Source organism: Streptosporangium subroseum (assembly GCF_900188345.1).
Lineage (GTDB): Bacteria > Actinomycetota > Actinomycetes > Streptosporangiales > Streptosporangiaceae > Streptosporangium > Streptosporangium subroseum.
On sequence record NZ_FZOD01000042.1, the window covers coordinates 68,434 to 86,324 of the forward strand.

The 17,891-nt window shown below is 68.3% G+C and carries 14 protein-coding genes; 11 read left to right on the forward strand and 3 right to left on the reverse strand.

Annotation, left to right across the window (positions count from 1 at the left end; translation table 11 throughout):
* The first annotated feature begins 366 nt into the window (after positions 1-366).
* Positions 367-1,266, forward strand: a complete 900-nt coding sequence (locus CHC08_RS31835) for an SMP-30/gluconolactonase/LRE family protein (RefSeq protein ID WP_179282322.1) — start codon at positions 367-369, stop codon at positions 1,264-1,266.
* On the opposite strand, the gene CHC08_RS31840 is transcribed toward CHC08_RS31835, so the two are convergent.
* The gene (locus CHC08_RS31840; RefSeq protein WP_218825586.1) at positions 1,257-1,847 is read right to left on the reverse strand and encodes a DUF2269 family protein; all 591 of its coding nucleotides are present in this window, start codon (positions 1,845-1,847) and stop codon (positions 1,257-1,259) included. The genes CHC08_RS31835 and CHC08_RS31840 overlap by 10 nt on opposite strands.
* Positions 1,848-2,207: 360 nt before the next feature.
* Here CHC08_RS31840 and CHC08_RS31845 point away from each other — a divergent pair, with 360 nt between their 5' ends.
* From CHC08_RS31845 to murJ, 6 genes are all read left to right on the forward strand, one after another.
* The gene (locus tag CHC08_RS31845) at positions 2,208-4,436 is read left to right on the forward strand and encodes a polysaccharide lyase 8 family protein (protein ID WP_089211093.1); all 2,229 of its coding nucleotides are present in this window, start codon (positions 2,208-2,210) and stop codon (positions 4,434-4,436) included.
* 566 nt (positions 4,437-5,002) lie between these two features.
* Positions 5,003-5,326 (forward strand): apurinic/apyrimidinic endonuclease family protein, encoded by a 324-nt coding sequence (locus CHC08_RS31850; RefSeq protein ID WP_179282323.1) that lies wholly within the window; start codon positions 5,003-5,005, stop codon positions 5,324-5,326.
* A gap of 102 nt (positions 5,327-5,428) precedes the next feature.
* Positions 5,429-8,746, forward strand: a complete 3,318-nt coding sequence (locus CHC08_RS31855; protein WP_218825587.1) for a PQQ-dependent sugar dehydrogenase — start codon at positions 5,429-5,431, stop codon at positions 8,744-8,746.
* 412 nt (positions 8,747-9,158) lie between these two features.
* Entirely contained in the window at positions 9,159-9,578 is a 420-nt protein-coding gene (locus tag CHC08_RS49905) for an SHOCT domain-containing protein (RefSeq protein ID WP_179282324.1), read from the forward strand.
* Positions 9,579-9,752: 174 nt separating this feature from the next.
* Positions 9,753-11,153, forward strand: coding sequence for a sensor histidine kinase (locus CHC08_RS31865; RefSeq protein WP_245878685.1), 1,401 nt, complete (start codon positions 9,753-9,755; stop codon positions 11,151-11,153).
* Positions 11,154-11,306: 153 nt separating this feature from the next.
* A complete protein-coding gene (murJ, locus tag CHC08_RS31870) occupies positions 11,307-12,902 on the forward strand; it encodes a murein biosynthesis integral membrane protein MurJ (protein ID WP_089211079.1) in 1,596 nt (531 codons plus the stop codon).
* An 88-nt stretch (positions 12,903-12,990) separates the two neighbouring features.
* On the opposite strand, the gene CHC08_RS31875 is transcribed toward murJ, so the two are convergent.
* Positions 12,991-13,512: an MFS transporter gene (locus CHC08_RS31875; RefSeq protein ID WP_089211080.1), complete on the reverse strand. Its 522-nt coding sequence runs from the start codon at positions 13,510-13,512 to the stop codon at positions 12,991-12,993.
* A 293-nt stretch (positions 13,513-13,805) separates the two neighbouring features.
* Here CHC08_RS31875 and CHC08_RS31880 point away from each other — a divergent pair, with 293 nt between their 5' ends.
* Both CHC08_RS31880 and CHC08_RS31885 read left to right on the forward strand, forming a co-directional pair.
* Positions 13,806-14,183: a nuclear transport factor 2 family protein gene (locus CHC08_RS31880; protein ID WP_089211081.1), complete on the forward strand. Its 378-nt coding sequence runs from the start codon at positions 13,806-13,808 to the stop codon at positions 14,181-14,183.
* Complete coding sequence (locus CHC08_RS31885; RefSeq protein ID WP_089211082.1) at positions 14,180-14,464, forward strand: hypothetical protein; 285 nt, start codon at positions 14,180-14,182, stop codon at positions 14,462-14,464. The genes CHC08_RS31880 and CHC08_RS31885 overlap by 4 nt, the downstream gene beginning before the upstream one ends.
* A 59-nt stretch (positions 14,465-14,523) precedes the next feature.
* Here the strand turns inward: CHC08_RS31885 and CHC08_RS31890 are convergent, their stop codons facing one another.
* The gene (locus CHC08_RS31890) at positions 14,524-15,141 is read right to left on the reverse strand and encodes a sulfocyanin-like copper-binding protein (RefSeq protein ID WP_089211095.1); all 618 of its coding nucleotides are present in this window, start codon (positions 15,139-15,141) and stop codon (positions 14,524-14,526) included.
* Positions 15,142-15,663: 522 nt separating this feature from the next.
* Here CHC08_RS31890 and CHC08_RS31895 point away from each other — a divergent pair.
* Positions 15,664-16,518: a hypothetical protein gene (locus tag CHC08_RS31895; RefSeq protein WP_089211083.1), complete on the forward strand. Its 855-nt coding sequence runs from the start codon at positions 15,664-15,666 to the stop codon at positions 16,516-16,518.
* A 481-nt stretch (positions 16,519-16,999) separates the two neighbouring features.
* A partial coding sequence (locus CHC08_RS31900; RefSeq protein WP_218825588.1) for a glycoside hydrolase family 71/99 protein occupies positions 17,000-17,891 on the forward strand: 892 nt, incomplete at its 3' end.

Genomic DNA, 17,891 nt, shown 5'->3' on the forward strand with positions numbered 1-17,891 from the left:
CTCACCTGAATGGAAACGGCCCCCGAACAACCTCATGACAGCATGGCTCTCGCTTCGCGACCACCCGATCGCGTTAAGTGGCCGGGTCGCGGCGGCCCCTCCCCCGCCGGCCGTGCGCGAGCGCCCGCCGCCGAGCCCCGTCCGGCGGTGCGGACGGTGGAGAAGATTCGGAAGTGACCGTCGACGCGACCATGCCGCACTTCGGCGAAGACCGAACACCCCTGATAAAAACGGGATCGACCAAGGTTCGGGGGATTTCCGGATCGCCGCCCGCAATCGGACCACTCACACGATCGGTCCGTGGGGCCAGGCGAAGGTTCTACATTATGTCCGTACTGCCATATTCGGGTCACCGGGAAGGTCGGGATGATCGACACCGTCAAGGCGCAGTTCGAGGTGCTGGACGACCGCTTCCGCCGCTGCAACGGCGACGATCGGATGGAACGCCTCCACACGGGCTGCCGCTGGACCGAGGGCCCGGCCTACTTCCCCGCCGGCCGCTACCTCCTCTTCAGCGACATCCCCAACGAACGCGTCCTGCGCTGGGACGAGACCACCGGCGCGGTCGGGGTCTTCCGGCAGCCGTCCGGATACGCCAACGGCCACACCGTCGACCGTCAGGGCCGCCTGGTCAGCTGCGAGCACGGCAACCGCCGCGTCACCCGCACCGAGCACGACGGCTCCATCACCGTCCTGGCCGACCGTGTCGACGGCAGGCGGTTCAACAGCCCCAACGACGTGGTCGAGCACTCTGACGGCTCGGTCTGGTTCACCGACCCCGACTACGGCATCAGCAGCGACTACGAGGGCAACCAGGGCGACAGCGAGACCGGCGGCTGCCACGTCTACCGGATCGACCCCGTCACCGGCCGGGCCCGCATCGTCGCCGACGACTTCGACCGCCCCAACGGCCTGGCGTTCTCCGCCGACGAACGTCACATCTACATCGTCGACACCCCCGCCAAACACATCCGCCGCTTCGACGTGGGCGACGACGGCACCCTGTCCGGCGGGGAGGTGTTCGGCACCTGCGACGCCGGAGTCTTCGACGGCGTCCGCGTGGACAGCGCCGGACGGCTGTGGGCCGCCGCCCACGACGGCCTGCACTGCTTCGACCCCGACGGCACCCTGATCGGCAAACTGCGCGTCCCCGAGGTCGTCTCCAACCTCACCTTCGGGGGTGCCAAACGCAACCACCTGTTCATCACCGCCACCGGCTCCGTGTATGCGCTGCGCGTCAACTTCGCCGGCGTCCGTTACCCCTGAGCGGCGCCGATGCCGGCGAGCCTCCGTTTCCCTGAGCCGGTGCGGCCCCACGGTTTGAAGACCGACAGCACCACGTTGGTGACGTACATCGACAACGAGACGCATCCGGCATAGACCAGATCACTCCCGAAGCCACTCGTGTCGGCGAGCCGGCCGGGCGCGGCGTCCGACACGGCCGTGACGGCGTCGTGAATCCCCGGCAGCAGTGCGAGCGGGGTGAGGACGACCGCGATCAGGGTGAGGACGAGCTTGACGGCCACCCAGCGGTGGCGGAGAAGTCCCCACGACGTGCCGAGCCCGAGCAGCACACCGGTGACGAACGCGGTCAGGCTGATGGGAATGAGGAGCAGGTCGCCGAGCATGCCCATCACGCGGTACGCCGCATGCTGATCGTCCGGACTTCCGGTCGTCAGGCCCGTGACCGCCAGGACCAGGTTGCCGATCGTCAGGCCGAGCCAGCCGACCGATGAGATGACGTGCAGGACCACGAGGCTCCTGCGGAGCCGGATCGGCATGCGAGGCGGCTTTCCGTCAGCGCGTACGGTGCCCGTCTCACGCGCAGCCGTGTCACTTCGATTCATGATCTCCCTTAGGGACGTGCTCAGAGCCACCCTCGCCGCTTCACACCGGTCTCGCATCCGCCGGGGAGCGGCCTGCGAACTACACCGCCGGGCGTACGACACGGCGTGCCGAACCGGATATTTCCGGATGCGCCGTACGCTGATCCACATGGCGCTGAACACTCGCGAATGGGACAGCGGCGGCCATGTCGCGGTGCCGGCGGGCGGCACGGGCTCACGACCGCCCCGAAGGGGTGGATCTGATCGGGACGTCGGCACACGACCGGGCATCCTCGAGATCGGAGTTCGCCGGTGGCGTCACGGCCGTTCCCCCTTGACGGACATTCCCGGCGGCTGTTTCTCCGGCTCAGCGGTGTCGCCATGGCCGGAGCGCTGATCCCGCCGCGTGCCGAGCGCGTGCGGGACGACTCCTTCGCCCTGCTGCGCCGCCGCTGGCTGGACGTGACGGCGGGGTCGGGGTTCGACGCGGCGGCCGAGCCGTACAGGACCCGGATGGCGAAGCTGGGGGCGACGGCGGCCGGATACCGGGACACCATGGCGCCGGCCGGCACGTCGCTCTGGCCCTCCCTTGCGTTTCCCTCGTTCATCGCCACCCCGACGCGACTGCAGACCATGGCCCGCGCGTACGCCCTGCCGGGGACCGGCCTGACCGGTGACGCGAACCTGGCCGCGGCCGTCGCGGGAGGCATCGACCACTACCGGCGGCAGGTGTACGCCGCGGACGCCGACCAGGTCGGCAACTGGTGGCACTGGCAGATCGGCGTCCCCAGAAAGCTCCTCGACGCGGCCTTGCTGGTCGGTCCGCACCTGACGGAACCGCAGAGCGGCGCGCTGCGGGACGCGGTGGACCGCTTCGTCCCCGAGTGTCTCCTGGACGACTACAGCGGCACCAGCACCGGGGCCAACCGGGTGGACCTGTGCGTGGTGACGCTGCTGCGCGCCATCCTGCGGTCCGACCCGGGAAAGGCCGCGCTGGCCGTCTCGGCGCTCTCCCCCGTCTTCCCCTACGTCGACGAGGGCGACGGAATCTACCGGGATGGCTCGTTCGTCCAGCACACGTCGATTCCCTATCAGGGCACGTACGGGGCGGTACTGCTGTCCGGCCTCGCGACGCTGTTCGCGGTGCTGCGCGGCTCGCCGTGGGAGATCACCGACCCGAACGGGCAGATCGTCCGCGACATGGTCGAGAGGTCGTTCGCACCGATCGTCCACGACGGCTTCTGCATGGACCTCGTCAGCGGCCGCGCGATCGGCAGGCAGCCGTACGGTGACCACGCGAGGGGACGCGCGATCGCCTCCGCGATCCTGCTGCTGGGGGAGACGGCCTCCGCCTCCGAGCGGGCCCGCTGGCAGGCCATGGTCAAGGGATGGGCGCTGCGGGACACCTGCGAGCCCATGCTCAAGGCGGCCGAGAGCGATGATCCGGGGTTTCACGCCCGTCTCGCCGCGATCCTCGGCGACGACGCCATCCCCGCCGCCGCCGAGCCCGCCGGGCACCGGCTGCTGGCGATGAGCGCCCGCGCCGTCCACCGCAGGCCGGGCTGGTGCGCGGGGCTCAGCATGGCCTCGGACCGGATCGGCCACTACGAGCACGGCAACGGCGAGAACCTGCGTGGCTGGCACACCGGCTCGGGAATGCTCTACTGGTGGGGCGAGGGCCACGGCGACCAGTATTCCGACTCCTTCTGGCCCACCGTCGACCCCTACCGCCTGCCCGGCACGACCGTCTCCACCCGGCGGCTGGCCGACGGCGCCGGTGAGGGATGGGGCCGCACCTGTCCGCCGGGCCGCTGGGTGGGCGGCGCCACCGACGGCCTGTACGCGACGGTCGGCCAGCACCTGAACGGCTTCGAGAGCACGTTGGAGGCCTTCAAGTCGTGGTTCTTCCTCGACGACGCGGTGGTCTGCCTGGGCGCCGGGATCACCGGCGGCGACGGCGTTCCGGTCGAGACCGTCGTGGACAACCGCAGGGTGGACGACCACGGGACCGGCGCGCTCCTCACCGTGGACGGCGAGGCGGGCTGGGCACACCTGGAGGGGCACGGCGGCTACGTCCTGCCCTGCGCCCGCCTGCACACGCTGCGCGAAGAACGCACCGGCGGCCAGGATCGGGTGCCCCGGAGCTACGTGACCCTCTGGCTCGACCACGGGGTCGACCCCGACTCCGCCGACTACGTCTACCTGCTCCTGCCGGGTGCGAGCCCGGAGCGGACCCGGGCCCGCGCCGCCGACCCCGGCTGGGCCCGCGTGCTCGCCAACACCGCCCGGCTGCAGGGCGTCCAGGTCCCCTCGCTCGGGATCACCGCCGTCAACTTCTGGAACGAAGGAGCCCTCGGCGGCCTGGCCGCCTCGGCCCCGTGCGCGGTCCTCGTCCGGGAGATCGGCGACGGTACGGCCACGCTGACCGTGTCGGATCCCCGGCGTGACCTGAGTGCGCTGACCCTGACCTGGGATCGGCCGGTGGCCGAGGTGCTCCACGGGCACCCGCTCCTGGCGAGCGCCGCGACCGGCGCGCGGCTCACGCTCGTCTTCGGACGGCTGGCGGACCAGGGTGGCGGTTCGAAGACGGTCACCGTACGGCTCAGCTAGATCACCTCGGCGAACACCTGACGCGCTGACATGACATTTCGTGATGCTAAGTGGCACTTTCGCCGATTGCAAGCAAAAGGCTCCACTTTTGGAGCTAAAAGGCGGTGAACTGCGCCTTTGGGGTGGGCGCCCATCGAGCGACCCGCCACTCCCCGGCCTCCGCCCGTCTCGCCCCGATCAGGACCCGGTCCCGCGCCCGGAAACGGCGACGCCGAAGCCTCCGGCCGCGAACCGCCGGGCAAGGTGACCGCACGGGCGACGGCGGATGAGGGTACCGGCGACGCTCCAGCAGGGACTTTTCCCATCAAAAAGAGAAAGATCGCGCAACAGCGACTAAACTTCTTCCAATTTTGTCAAAAGCCGCGTAACTTCCACGCCAAGTTCTCTGCACAGTCCCGAGGGGGCGTGGTGAGTCGTATGTCCGCCTCCACGGTGGGGCGTCGGCGGGTGGCAACCGCCGCACGGACCCGTCGGTCCCGCGGCGACAAGGAGAAGGAGGTGGCTGCGGCTCAGCCGAGGCAACGGGGGATCCAGCGGTTCCGTCCACCCACATGGAGAAGAAGGCGATGAGCGCACACGAAGAAGAGATCGAGATCACCGACACGCTACGCCGCGGCCCCCTGGCGGTCGTGCGCGCGCAGTCGAGGCGGTTCCCCCTGTTCCACGCCAAGGAGGGAAAGTCCAACCCGGCGACCGGAAACGGCTACGCCATGGTGCCGTTCGGCACCGGTGACATCGACTACGCCGCGTTCTTCAAGGGCGCCGGGCCCAAGGGCTCCTTCAACCCGATGTACGAGCAGGACAACGCGCCCGGCGGAACGGACAACCCCGGCCAGTCCCTCCAGTACGCCGACCTGAGCTACGACAACATGGCCGCGCTGCGCGGCTGAGAACACGAAGAGTTCGGCGGACCGCCACGTGATCGAAGCCGTTGCAGCGGCGCGCGTAGCGGCCCGCCTTCCTTGCCTCCCCCGGAAGAGAAGGCGCAGCAATTGAAGCGTACTCGCACGATGCTCGGCGGCATCCTCACCGCCCTGACACTCCCCCTGACGATGCTCGCCACACCCGCCCACGCCCATCCAGGGCATGATCCGGCGACCGAATGGTCGAGCTACGAGAAGATCACGCTGACCAAGAACATCGGTGAGCCGATCGACATGGCGGTCCTGCCCGACCGGCGGGTCCTGCACACCGCGCGGAACGGCGACATCCGGCTGACCGACGCCGCCACCGGCATCACCAAGGTCGTCAACACCGTTCCCGTCTACGCGAACTCGGAGGACGGCCTCCAGACGATCGCGATCGACCCCGAGTTCGCCGAGAACAAGTGGGTCTACGTCTACTACGCGCCGAAGACGATGACGTCGCCGTACCCGGCGACGACCCCGACCGGGTCGGCGCCCAACTCGCTGCCCGCCGGCGCGGACGCGTCGTACTGGGACCAGTGGAAGGGCTACAACCAGCTGTCCCGGTTCAAGTGGACCGGCGACGCCCTCGACCTGTCCACCGAGCAGGTCATCATCAAGGTCGAGACGCAGCGCGGGCAGTGCTGTCACGTCGCCGGCGACATGGACTGGGACGCCGACGGCAACCTCTACCTCGCCACCGGCGACAACACCCCGGCCAGCGCGCCGGGCGCCAACGGCTACGCGCCCAACAACGACGCGCCCGGAATGAACCCGGGGTTCGACTCGCGGCGCGGCGCGGGCAACACCAACGACCTGCGCGGCAAGATCCTGCGGATCACGCCGCGGGAGGACGGCTCCTACACGATCCCCGCCGGCAACCTGTTCGCGCCGGAGACCGCCGCGACCCGTCCGGAGATCTTCGTGATGGGTGTGCGGAACCCGTTCCGCATGGACGTCGACCCCGGGACCGGCACGGTGTCGTGGGGCGACTACGGACCGGACGCCGGCACGCCGGATGCCGCCCGGGGGCCGCTCGGCTACGTCGAGTGGAACGTCACCCCCATCGGCAAACCGATGAACGGCGGCTGGCCGTACTGCACCGGCAACAACTTCAACTACAACAACTGGGACTTCGCGGCCTCGGCGGCGCGTGAGTGGTTCGACTGCGCGGGCGGGGCCGCGAACACCTCACGGTGGAACACCGGTCTGGCCAAGGTGCCGCCCGCGGTGCCGGCGGACCTGTACTACGGCGACAACAACACCCATCAGCCCGCCGAGTGGGCCGGGCTCACCGATTTCGATCCGCAGAGCGGTCAGGGTCCGATGGGCGGTCCCGTCTACCACTACGACGCGGCGAACCCGTCGACGACGAAGTTCCCGCAGTACTGGGACAAGAAGTTCTTCTTCTCCGAGTTCTCCCAGGACTATCTCGCGGCGTTCACCGTGACGCAGCCGGACGGGCCGGTGACCGCGATCGAGCAGTTCCTGCCGAACAGCGCGCTGAAGACGATGGCGATGCCGATCACCGACAGCCCGATGGACCTCGAGTTCGGCCCCGACGGGTCGCTGTACGTGCTCGACTACGGCGACGGTTTCTTCCGCGCCAACCCCGACGCCGGGCTCTATCGCATCGACTACGCGCCGGGGAACAAGACCCCCCAGGCGAAGATCGTCGTCGACCGATCCTCAAGCAGCGCCGCACCCCTCACCGTCGCGTTCAGCGCGGCGTCGTCCCAGGACACCGAGCCGGGCCCGCTGGAGTACGACTGGGACTTCGACGGGGACGGCACCTTCGACGCCACCGGTGTGACGGCGTCGCACACCTACACGGAATCCGGGCAGTACGTCGCCCGGCTCCGCGTGACCGACGCCGAGGGCAAGGCGGGCCTCACCTCGATCGAGATCACCGTCGGCAACACCGCACCCGAGGTGACCATCCAGACGCCCGGGAACGGCTCCTTCTTCGACTGGGGCAACACGGTGCCGTTCCGGATCGGGGTCACCGACGAGGAGGACGGCGACACCCCGGTGTGCGGCCGGGTGCAGTGGACCTTCGGCCTCGGCCACGACGTGCACGCGCACCCGGAGACGACCGGCACGGGATGCTCCGGCGGATGGCCGACACCCGTCAACGCTCCCGAGCACGGCGAGACCGAGAACATCTTCGGCGTCGTCGTCGTGAACTACCGCGACAACGGAGCCGGCGGCATTCCGGGAGCGCTCGGTGAGGCCACGCTCATCCTGAACCCGAAGCTGACGCAGGCCGAGCACGCGGACGCGAGCGAGGGCGTCACGGAGACCGCGGACGAGAGCGCGTCCGCCCGATCGAAGATCACATCGTTCGACGCCGGAGACTGGATCGCCTACGACCCGGTGAACTTCGCCGGCATCACCTCCGTGAAGACCCAGGCCTCCGGAGCGGGCACCCTGTCCCTGCGGTGGAACTCGGCGACGGCGGATCCGTTCGCCACCGTCACCGTGCCCGCGGGGACAGGCTGGCAGACGGTGAACACCGCGCTCGCCGATGCCCCCGAGGGCAGCGGCAGGCTCTACGTCACCTCCACCGGTGGCGTGGACGTCGACGCCTTCACCTTCGTGGGCGACGGGGTCGCGGACAGGACGCCGCCGACCGTCTCGGCGACGCTCAACCCGGCGGCGCCGAACGGGGAGAACGGCTGGTACACCGGAAACGTCACGTTGACGGTGACCGCGACCGACAACGCCACGGTGGCGAGCCGGCAGTACTCCCTCGACGGCGGCACGACCTGGCTGAACGCCGCCAACCCGGTGACGCTGAGCGCCGAGAGCGCCAACGAGGTGCGCTACCGGGCGACCGACGGCGGCGGCAACGTCTCGCCGATCGGCACCGTCACGGCGCGGATCGACAAGACCCCGCCGACCCTGTCGGTGAACGGCGTGGAGAGCAAGAAGTACGGAGACTCCGCGTCGATCAAGCCCGTCTTCTCCGCGGCGGACGTGACGTCGGGCGTGGCGAGCGTCACCGCGACGATCGGAGGCGCTCCGATCACCTCCGGCAAGCCGATCACCCTGTGGCGGCTGGGGCTGGGCAAGCACAAGCTGACCGTCACCGGAAAGGACAAGGCGGGTCACGTCACGGAGCAGACCGTCGAGTTCGAGATCACGACCTCCTTCGCCGATGTGCGCGCGCTCATCGACTACTTCAAGAAGGCGGGTTCGGTGACGAGCCGGGGTGCGACCGCCCTGCGCAGTCAGCTGGACAAGGCCGTGAAGCAGGCGGACAGGGGCAAGAAGAAGGACGCGATCAAGGAATTGGAGCAGTTCGTGAAGCTTGCCCGCGAGTCGCGCAACGTGAGCGACAGGGCGGCGCGTGACACGCTCGTCCGGGATGCGCAGGCGCTGATCGTGCAGTTGCGTGCCTGATCACTCCTGACGATTGAGCCTGGTTCTCCGGAGCCGGAACGCAAGGTCTTCAACGGCCTTGCGTTCCGGCTCCGTCCCGTCCCGAACCGAGCGGGGCCGGCTCCGTCCCGAATCGGGCGGGGCCGGAGTCGTCGGGGCCACCCGTCCCGAATCGGCGGCCGAATCGTCGGCGCGACCGCCCGTCCCGTGGCGTCGGGGGGCAGGGCGACAGTGGCCTTGACCTGCGCGGTTGCGTGATTCATGTCGTCTGCGTCCTTGACGATAGAACCAACGTTCTCTAATGTGGCGGTATAGGTGGAGAACGGTGGTTCTATAGCGAAGGGGCACGTACCCGATCCGGTGACCCCGGCTCACACCGCCCCGGCTCGTGTGCCGGCCGTCGGGCGTACAAGGGATGTCGAGGACGATTTACGTGCACGGCAATGGCATAAACGAATGGAGCCGGACGCTTTTTGTCGTCGGTGAGATACTTTTCTGGACCCTGTGCATCGGCGGCGGCCTGGTCCTGTTCCGTGGCGCGCGTTACCGTACCTCGGCTCCGTGGACCTCCGAGGAACGGCTGCTCTTCAACAGGTTCGCGCGCGGTGAGATCGACGACGACGAGTATCGACGCCTCCGGGGGGCCATACGCGACGCGACACCGCGCCCTCCGACTCCGGCGAGTTACACTTCTTACCTCCGGCGGACCGCATACACGCCGCCGGTTTCAACGCGATCACCAGCCAACAGCCTGTCGGACCATGATCAGCAGCTTGCCGATCAAGAGCTTGCCCCCGTCAGCATGTACGACATGCCCTCGGCAACCAACTCCCTCGGCCGAACTGCGGGATGACGGTCCTTCCTTAGAATCTGCTCAGGAGGTCAAGCGGAGCCGAGGCTCATCTGCCACCGATCACCGGGTGCGAGGTGAACGGCAACGCCCGTGTCGAATCCTGGCTCCGCTCAGGCGGCAGGTCGCGATCGCGACAGGGGAACAATCATGCTGCGAGGAGGACGCGTGGTTAAAATGCCCCCGCCACGCATCCGACTGCCCCGCGTCCGGCTGCGCCCGCGATCGATCCGCGGGCGAATCACCGTTCTGGTCGCCTTTCTGGCAGCGCTTCTTCTCATACCCGCGGCGGTGATCGGAAGCCTGGAAGTACGCAAGACACTGAGCGACGCCGTATGGCTGGACAGCCAGAAGCAGGCCACCCTCACCGCGGCGGCCATTCGCGTGGGAAAGCTGACCGACCCCATCGTGCCCAGCGTCCCCGGGATCGATCTGGTCCAGGTCGTGGCGCCCGGGCATCATGTCATCGCGGCCTCCGTCGCCGCCCGGGGGCTGCCGGCGATGACCGGGGCATGGCCGACACCGCGAGATCCCACCCAGGACGTGCAGACCTGCGCACAACCGCTCATCGGGTGCGTACGCCTTTCCGCGATACGGGTCCATGCCGCGGGGGATTCGCCGGTGGTCTACGCCGGCCGGCCCGCTCCGACAGTGATCTCGACGGATGGGTCCGACCTCCTCTTCGCGACCCAGGCCGCCGTGCTGATCCTGCTTGCCATCTGGGCGGCCTGGAAGATCACCGGCCGGATATTACGGCCCGTCGAGGCCATCCGGGCCGAGCTGGCCGCGATCAACGTCAACGACCTGAGCAGCCGAGTGCCCGAGCCGTCCGGTGAGGATGAGATCGTCCGGCTCTCCCGGACCGTCAACCGCACGCTGGGACGGATCGAGAACGCCAAGCAGCAGACCGAGCAGGCGCTTGAGCGGCAGCGCCGGTTCGCCGCCGACGCCTCACATGAGCTGCGAACCCCCATCGCGGGGTTGCGCGTGCAGCTGGAGGAAGCTCAGCTCCACCCCGACGAGACCGATCTTCACGAGGTGCTCGACCGCGCGCTGAACGACGTCGACCGGCTGCAGAGGATCACCACGGATCTCCTTCTCCTGGCACGGGTGGGAGCGATGGCGCCCATGGCGCTGGAGAACCTTGATCTGACGCAACTGGTGCGGGTGGAGATCTCCCGGCGGGCGGACCGGCTTGCGATCCAATCACGGCTCACCCCGGGAGTCAGCGTCAACGCCATCCCCACGCAGATCGGCCGTGTCCTCAACAACCTCCTGGACAACGCCCAGCGGCATGCCCGATACATGATCCGTATCGAGGTACACCGCAACGGCGACTACGCGGAACTGGCCGTCACCGACGACGGGGAGGGAATCCCCGAAACCGACCGCGAACGCATCTTCCAGCGGTTCACCCGACTGGACACCTCCCGCAGCCGTGACCAGGGGGGCACGGGACTCGGCCTGGCCATCGCCCGCGACATCGTCGAGGCGCACGAGGGGAACATCCGGGTCGAGGAAAGCCCGGAGGGCGGCGCGCGTTTTGTGGTGCGCCTTCCCCTGGCCGAACCCACCTGACCCGGCCGGCCCGCACACCCCCGAACCTGCCACGCCGGAAGAGCGGGACCGAACGGATCAGGTCCGGAGATCCGCGTCCTCGACCGCGACGAGGCGCATGGCCATACTGATCCATCACGTCCGGATGATCCGGAAAACAGGGGGGCGCACGGTATGACGGAGCAGCCGCGGTTCATGCGAACAGGCCGGGCCATGGTGATGGCGACCCTGGTGTCCCGGGTGACGGGCTTCGGCCGTGTGCTGGTGCTGGTGGCCGCGCTGGGCCTGGGAACGCGGCTGATGGACGCCTACACGGTGGCGAACGTCACCCCGAACTCGATCTATGAGCTGGTGATGGGCGGGGCGCTGGCAAGTGTGATCGTTCCGTTGCTGGTCCGTACGGCAGCCTCCGGGAACACCGACGGCGAGATGTTCGCCCAGCGGTTGCTGTCCCTGATCGTCTACGCTCTCGCGGCCGTGGTGATGGTGACGATCATCGCTGCTCCGTTTCTCGTGGATCTCTACGCTTCGGGGTTCGGTCCCGAACAGCGCCATACCGCGGTCGTCTTCCTCCGGTTCTTCCTGCCGCAGGTCCTGTTCTACGGGGTGAGCGCGACCCTGGCGGCGGTCCTGAACGCCCGCGACCGGTTCGTCTCCCCCATGTGGGCGCCGGTGGCCAACAATCTCGTCGTCATCGCCGTCGCGCTGGTCTTCCTGGTGATCGGGGGAACGGGCCGGCTGGAATCGCTGACGCAGGCGCAGATGCTGCTGCTGTCGATCGGCACCAGTGCCGGGGTGGCCGCGCAGACGCTCATCCTCATCCTGGCCGGTCGGCGGGCCGGGTTCCGGGTCCGGCTGCGTGCCGACCCGCGTGGGATCGGCATCCGCCGGATCGGCGTGATGGCCGGGTGGACGGTGCTGTCGGTGATCGCCGCCCAGGCGGTGTTCGTGGTGATCACCGATCTCGCCTCGCAGGCGGGTCCCGGTGTGGTCAGCGTCTACTCCAACGCCTACACGTTGTTCCAGCTGCCCTATGCCGTGATCGCGGTGACGATCATCACCGGCGTGCTGCCCATGATGAGCCGGTCGGTGGCCAACCACGATCTCCCCCAGGTCACCGCGGACCTGTCCCGGAGCCTGAGGTTGTCGAGCGTCATCCTGCTGCCCGTCGCCGCCGGACTGGTGGTCCTCGGCCCGCAGCTGGCCACGGTGCTGTTCGCCCATGGCAACGCCTCCCCCGCGGCAGCCCATCTGACCGGATCGGTTCTGGCCGCCTACGGGCTCGCGCTGGTGCCCTTCGCCGGATACCAGATCATGCTGCGGGTCTTCTACGCCCTGGGCGACACCCGCACTCCGGCGCTGATCAGTGCCGGGGTCTCCGCCGTCACCATCCTCACCTGCCTGACGGCCGCGCGGTTGACGCCCGGCCCGGACCTGGTCATCGCGATCGCGGTGTGTACGGCCATCGCCTACGCCACGGGTCTTGTCGTCACCGCGGCGGTACTGCGCCGCCGGATCGGCCTTCTCGACGGACACCGCCTTCTCGACGCGCACACCCGGATGCTGGTCGCCGCGGCCGTCGCCGGGCTCGCCGCCGTCACAACCGTTCGGGCCCTGCAACCGGCCGTCGGGACGGCCTGGACCGGTTCGGTGGTCACGATCATCCTGGCGGCCACCGCCGGAGCCGGGTTCTACGCGCTCGGCGCGCGAGGGCTGCGCATCGCGGAGTTCGGGGAGCTGACCGCGGTGATGCGGGCCCGCGGCGCATGAGCGCGGCGAACCCGCGGCCCGTCATCCGCCGGGAGCTCGAGCCCGCGATCTCGGCTGTTCGCTGAGACGCGCTGCCTTTTCCGGCCGCTCAGACGGTGGGCCGCCCCGCGACGGCGGGGCGCCTGCCGTGCAGGAGGCCGAGGGGAAGAAGGGCTCCGGCGGCGGCCAGCGCGGCCGCGACCAGCAGCATGGTGCGCACACCGGCGCCGTACGGCAGGGCCAGGACAGCCACGCCGATCGCGGTGCCGACCTGTTTGAGGGCGTTGACGATGCCGGTGGCCATGCCGAGCCGGTCCGCCGGAGCGGTCAGCGCGACCTGGTCGAGCAGGATCGCGTTCGGCGCGAGCGCGCACGCCAGCGAGGCGAGGGTGAAGAGGGTCACACCGATCGCGAGCATCCGGCGCCTGCCGTACCGGTCGGCGAGGACTCCGAGCGGCAGCAGCATCGCGGCCAGCGTGATCGCGTAGGCGTCCACCACCCACTGCACCTCGGCCGGCCCCGCGCCCAGGTCGGCCTGGATGACGGGCAGCGCGACGGTGACGGCGGTGAGGTCGACGACGACCAGCGTGATGGTCAGGGACGCCGGCGTGAGCACCCATCCTCGTCGCACGGCGACCCCCGATCCCTTGAAGTGACCCCCGGGGTATCGGTACTACGTCGGCCAAGCGAATGCTAGGTTCAGCCGCGCGGAATGAGGGGCTCTCCGGCGCGGCCGGCGTCGACGAGCCTCTCCGCGCGAAGCGATCAGGCGGTAAGGCAAGGAGGTCGGCCATGGCTGTCGCGCCTGGCCGCAGGGACGTGAAGCGGGCCCCTCCCTGCGAAGCTCGATCCCCAGACCGTTGGTGATCGCTTCTGGCTGAATATTCGCTGTGCCTGGGCGACGTGCGTTCGTAGGATCCGTGCATGACGGACGAGAATGAGCGGGCAGTGCAAGCGGCCATCGATGGTGAGTTGCGGCTTCTCGATCCTGAGGTGCGTGCTTCTCCGGTCCTCTTCCGGGAGCTCATGGATCCGGAGTTCACCGAAATCGGAGCCTCTGGACGCTGGTGGGACGCGGAGTCGATCCTCACGGTGATGAGTGCGGCAACAGTGTCTCCCGAGTCGCCAGTCAAGATCAGCAAGATGTCGGGGGTCGTGCTGGCCCCGGGGATCGTTCACCTGACGTACTTTGCCGACAATCAGGGGCGCCGGGCATGGCGGAGCTCTCTGTGGCGCCTGACGGAAACCGGCTGGCGCATGTACTTTCATCAGGGCACTTTGGCCGAACGCTTTGAGCGGTGACGCCCTCCGAAGAGATCGACACCCTGCTGGTTCCGGCGTCCGGGCCTTGGGTGAAGATCGGTGAGGCCATCACTTTCGTCCGAGGCGTCCGGCCTGCCCGGGCGTTCCCGATCCACGACATCCAGCTCAGCAAGATTGGTCTGGAGTACTTCGACGCGTGGCTCGAAGAGGAGACCGACCACGCCCGAATCCCGGCAGGCGCATCCGTCGATCTCCAGGCTGCCCGTTCCAGGTGGTCGGGTCTCCTGACCTGCAGAGACATTACGGTTGGCGGCTGGTGACCCGTTTCTTAACGGCACTCCCATCCGGACCACACCTCACCAGGGGTCAGCGTTCGCTTTCACTTGGTGACGTTGAGTTCAGCGTACATACCGCTGTCATAGTGACCGGGAAAGTTACACACCAGCTCGTAACGGCCGGGGCGCAGCATAAGTGTGGTCCAGCCCATGGAGGATGGGTCAATGCCCTCCCCGGCGCCCGCAGCGCAGTTGTGTGACGCCTCGCCGAGACTGCCCGCCTCATCGATGCGCTGCTCATCGGAATCCGCTACCCGCTGTCCCACGGTTTGTCCTGACGGAAGTGGCAGCACGACGACCTCGTGGGCGAGTCTCCCCTTGTTGGACACCCGCAGCGACACAGTCCCCGCCGGAACCGTGGCCGGGGTGACGGACAGAGTCATCCTCATGTCATGCGAGCTCAGGCCGCCGGTCATCGTCCCATACGGACCAGGAGTGCCGTACGAGCCGGGACTCGGCCCTGTCGTGCCTGATCCCATGTCGGCCAGCGTGACATCCACTATGTGGCCCGACAACGGCGGCGCTGTGCACTCCGGCCGAGGCTGTATCTCCATCACCGCCTTCACAGCTGTCGCGCTCATCGCCGCCGGTTCCTCGACGACAACCGCAGTGAGCATGACCGCGGCCACCGCCCCCGCAAGGCATACGTCGTGAAGCTGCATCGGCCCCACCTCCCGCAGACGAAACTCGCTCGATCGGGCAGCGTTCCTGACTTTCAGCCTACGGATAAGGAAGAACGTCATGTCAACGGGCCCCCGGTTCGGCCCGGCGCTCCCGACCAGGAGTGCTTGACTCTGTCAAGCAAGTGGTGGGGCGAGTAGCAACGGCTAAATTCCCGACACCTCTCTTGAGAAAATGGCTTACCTTTATGAGACCGCCAATGGTAATTCCTATTTGTCAAATTTCGCCTGGTGAAGTGCTTGTTCATCGTTGATCAACATCTGCGTACGGTCGACGGTGCCGGTCGTACGGAATTTCCAGAAGGGCGTCGGCCGGCCGCCTGTCCAATGCTTGGACCTCATGATGAGACGCCGGGAAAATCGCCATTGCCGGACAGCCGAATGACCGTGTTTCAGCGCACACTGCCGCGGAGCGATCCGACCGGTGCCGCCGCGGCCGTGGATAGTGTTGGGCAACCGGCCGGGCACTCCCCCCGACAAGCCCAGCCGAGATCGGGAGGGCCGGTGAGCGGATGGGTGGTCGCGGAACAGGCTCAGGTGCCCAAGCGCGCCGGCCGCGGCGAGGACCGGCTGGTGGTGGTCAGGGACGACCGGGGCATCCGCTGCGTGGGCATCGTCGACGGAGCCACCGACACGTCCGGGCGCACCTATGAGGGGCTGAGCGGAGGCGCTCTGGCGGCCGAGTGCGTGGCGGCGAGCCTGCGAGATCTGGCGGCGGACACCGGCCCCGTGGCGGCGGTCTCCGCCGTCACCGCCGGGCTGGCGCGGCTGCGCCGCGACTGGGGCATCGCCGAGGACGACCCGCTCGCCCCGTCCGCGGTCGCCGCGGTCCTGCTGCCCCGTCAGCGACTGGTCTGGCGGGTCGGGGACGTGCACGTAGCCCTCGGCCGCGCCGGCGGCTGGGAGCACCATCGGGGCGACAAGGCGATCGACCGGGTGCTGGCCGGGGCTCGGGCCGCCTACCTGCACCGCCTGCTGGCCAAGGGACATTCCGCGGCCGACCTGGCCCGGAAGGACATGGGGCGCGCGCTCGTGCTACCCGTTCTGAAGCGCCAGAGCCTTCTGGCCAACCGGGAGGAGGCCGGACCGCTGGGGTTCGGGGTGCTGAACGGGCGCCACGTCCCGGACCGGTTCGTCGAGGTCTTCCCCCTCGACGAGGAGGTGCTCGAGGTGACCTTGGCCTCCGACGGGTACCTGTCGGAGGCCGAGCGCCTCGGGCAGGCCGAAGACGAGCTCGCGACGTCCCTTCGCGCGGATCCGATGCGCATCGGCGAGCATCCCTCCACCAAAGGACTGGCCCCGGGCGCGATCAGCTTCGACGACCGCACCTACATCCGCGTACGGCGCTCAGCGGGCTGACGCGACGACGGGGTGACCGACCACCGTCAGGCGGGTACCCGCGGGCCGCGCGCGACGACGTGATGATCGACCGCTGCCGGGCAGATACGCGCCGGCGTGGCCGCGAGTACGGAGGTGTTCGAGCCCCTCCGGGACCCGCCGACTCCTGGTCGTCGAGCACTCCAGGACCTGCTGACGCCTGGCCATTGACCCCCTCGACATCGCCTGTCAGCGGGAAGAGATCCGATGAATTCAGATCACCGCTCGAAGGGCAAATGACCCGCATCACCATGGACCGATCCATTTCTGAGCTGTGAACTGCCTTTTCTTGCTCGCGCTTATCTTAATATTTCCGAAATGTCTTGCACGTGTTGCGTTTATGTATCGGATCCTGCCAGGATGACCGCAAGCGGTCCGATGTTATGTCGGTGTTGACATATGCCGCTTCGTGTCTTCCGGTGGCGTTCTGGTTGGCATGGAGCAAGATCCGGATGGAAAGGTCGTGGAGTTCTTCCTGGTGACGCGACGGTCGATCGTCGTCGTCCAGTCAGGTCTGGCTCCGATCGTGGTCAGCGGCGACCGGACGCACCGGCCCTACCGGCCCCAACACCCCCAAGACCCGGCCCACACCACCAGCCAACCGCACCACCAGCGGTGCACCCCAACAACCACCCTCACCAAAGGAGTTCAGGTGGCCGTCTCACGTCGGAGATTCATGACCACGGTAATGTCAGGCTCCGCCCTCGCCGCGGTATCAGGAACCCAACTGATAACCGCACTCACCAGCGGCGCCACCGCCGCCGCGGCCAGCCCCCCCGGCGACGTGGTCGGAAAAATCACCGTCGGCTACCAAGGCTGGTTCGCCGCACCCGGCGATGGCGCCCCGATCAACGGCTGGTGGCACTGGAGCGCCAACATGAACCAACCCCCCTCCCCCGCCAACACCACCATCGTGGCCTGGCCCGACATGCGCGAATACACCCACACCTACCCCACCGCCTACGCCAACCTCAACAACGGCCAGCCCGCCACCCTGTTCTCCTCCTACGACCAGCAAACCGTCGACACCCACTTCCGCTGGATGCGCGAAAACAACATCGACACCGCCGCCCTGCAACGCTTCAACCCGATGGGCGGCGAAGGCCCCACCCGCGATGCCATGGCCACCAAGGTCCGCACCGCCGCCGAAGCCAACGGCCGCAAGTTCTACATCATGTACGACGTCACCGACTGGACCACCATGCAGTCGGAGATCAAAACCGACTGGACCACCAAAATGAAGGCGCTGACCGCATCGCCGGCCTACGCCCTGCAAAACGGCAAACCCGTGGTCGGCATCTGGGGCTTCGGCTTTAACGACCCCAAACGCCCCTGGGCCCCCGCCCCCTGCCTGG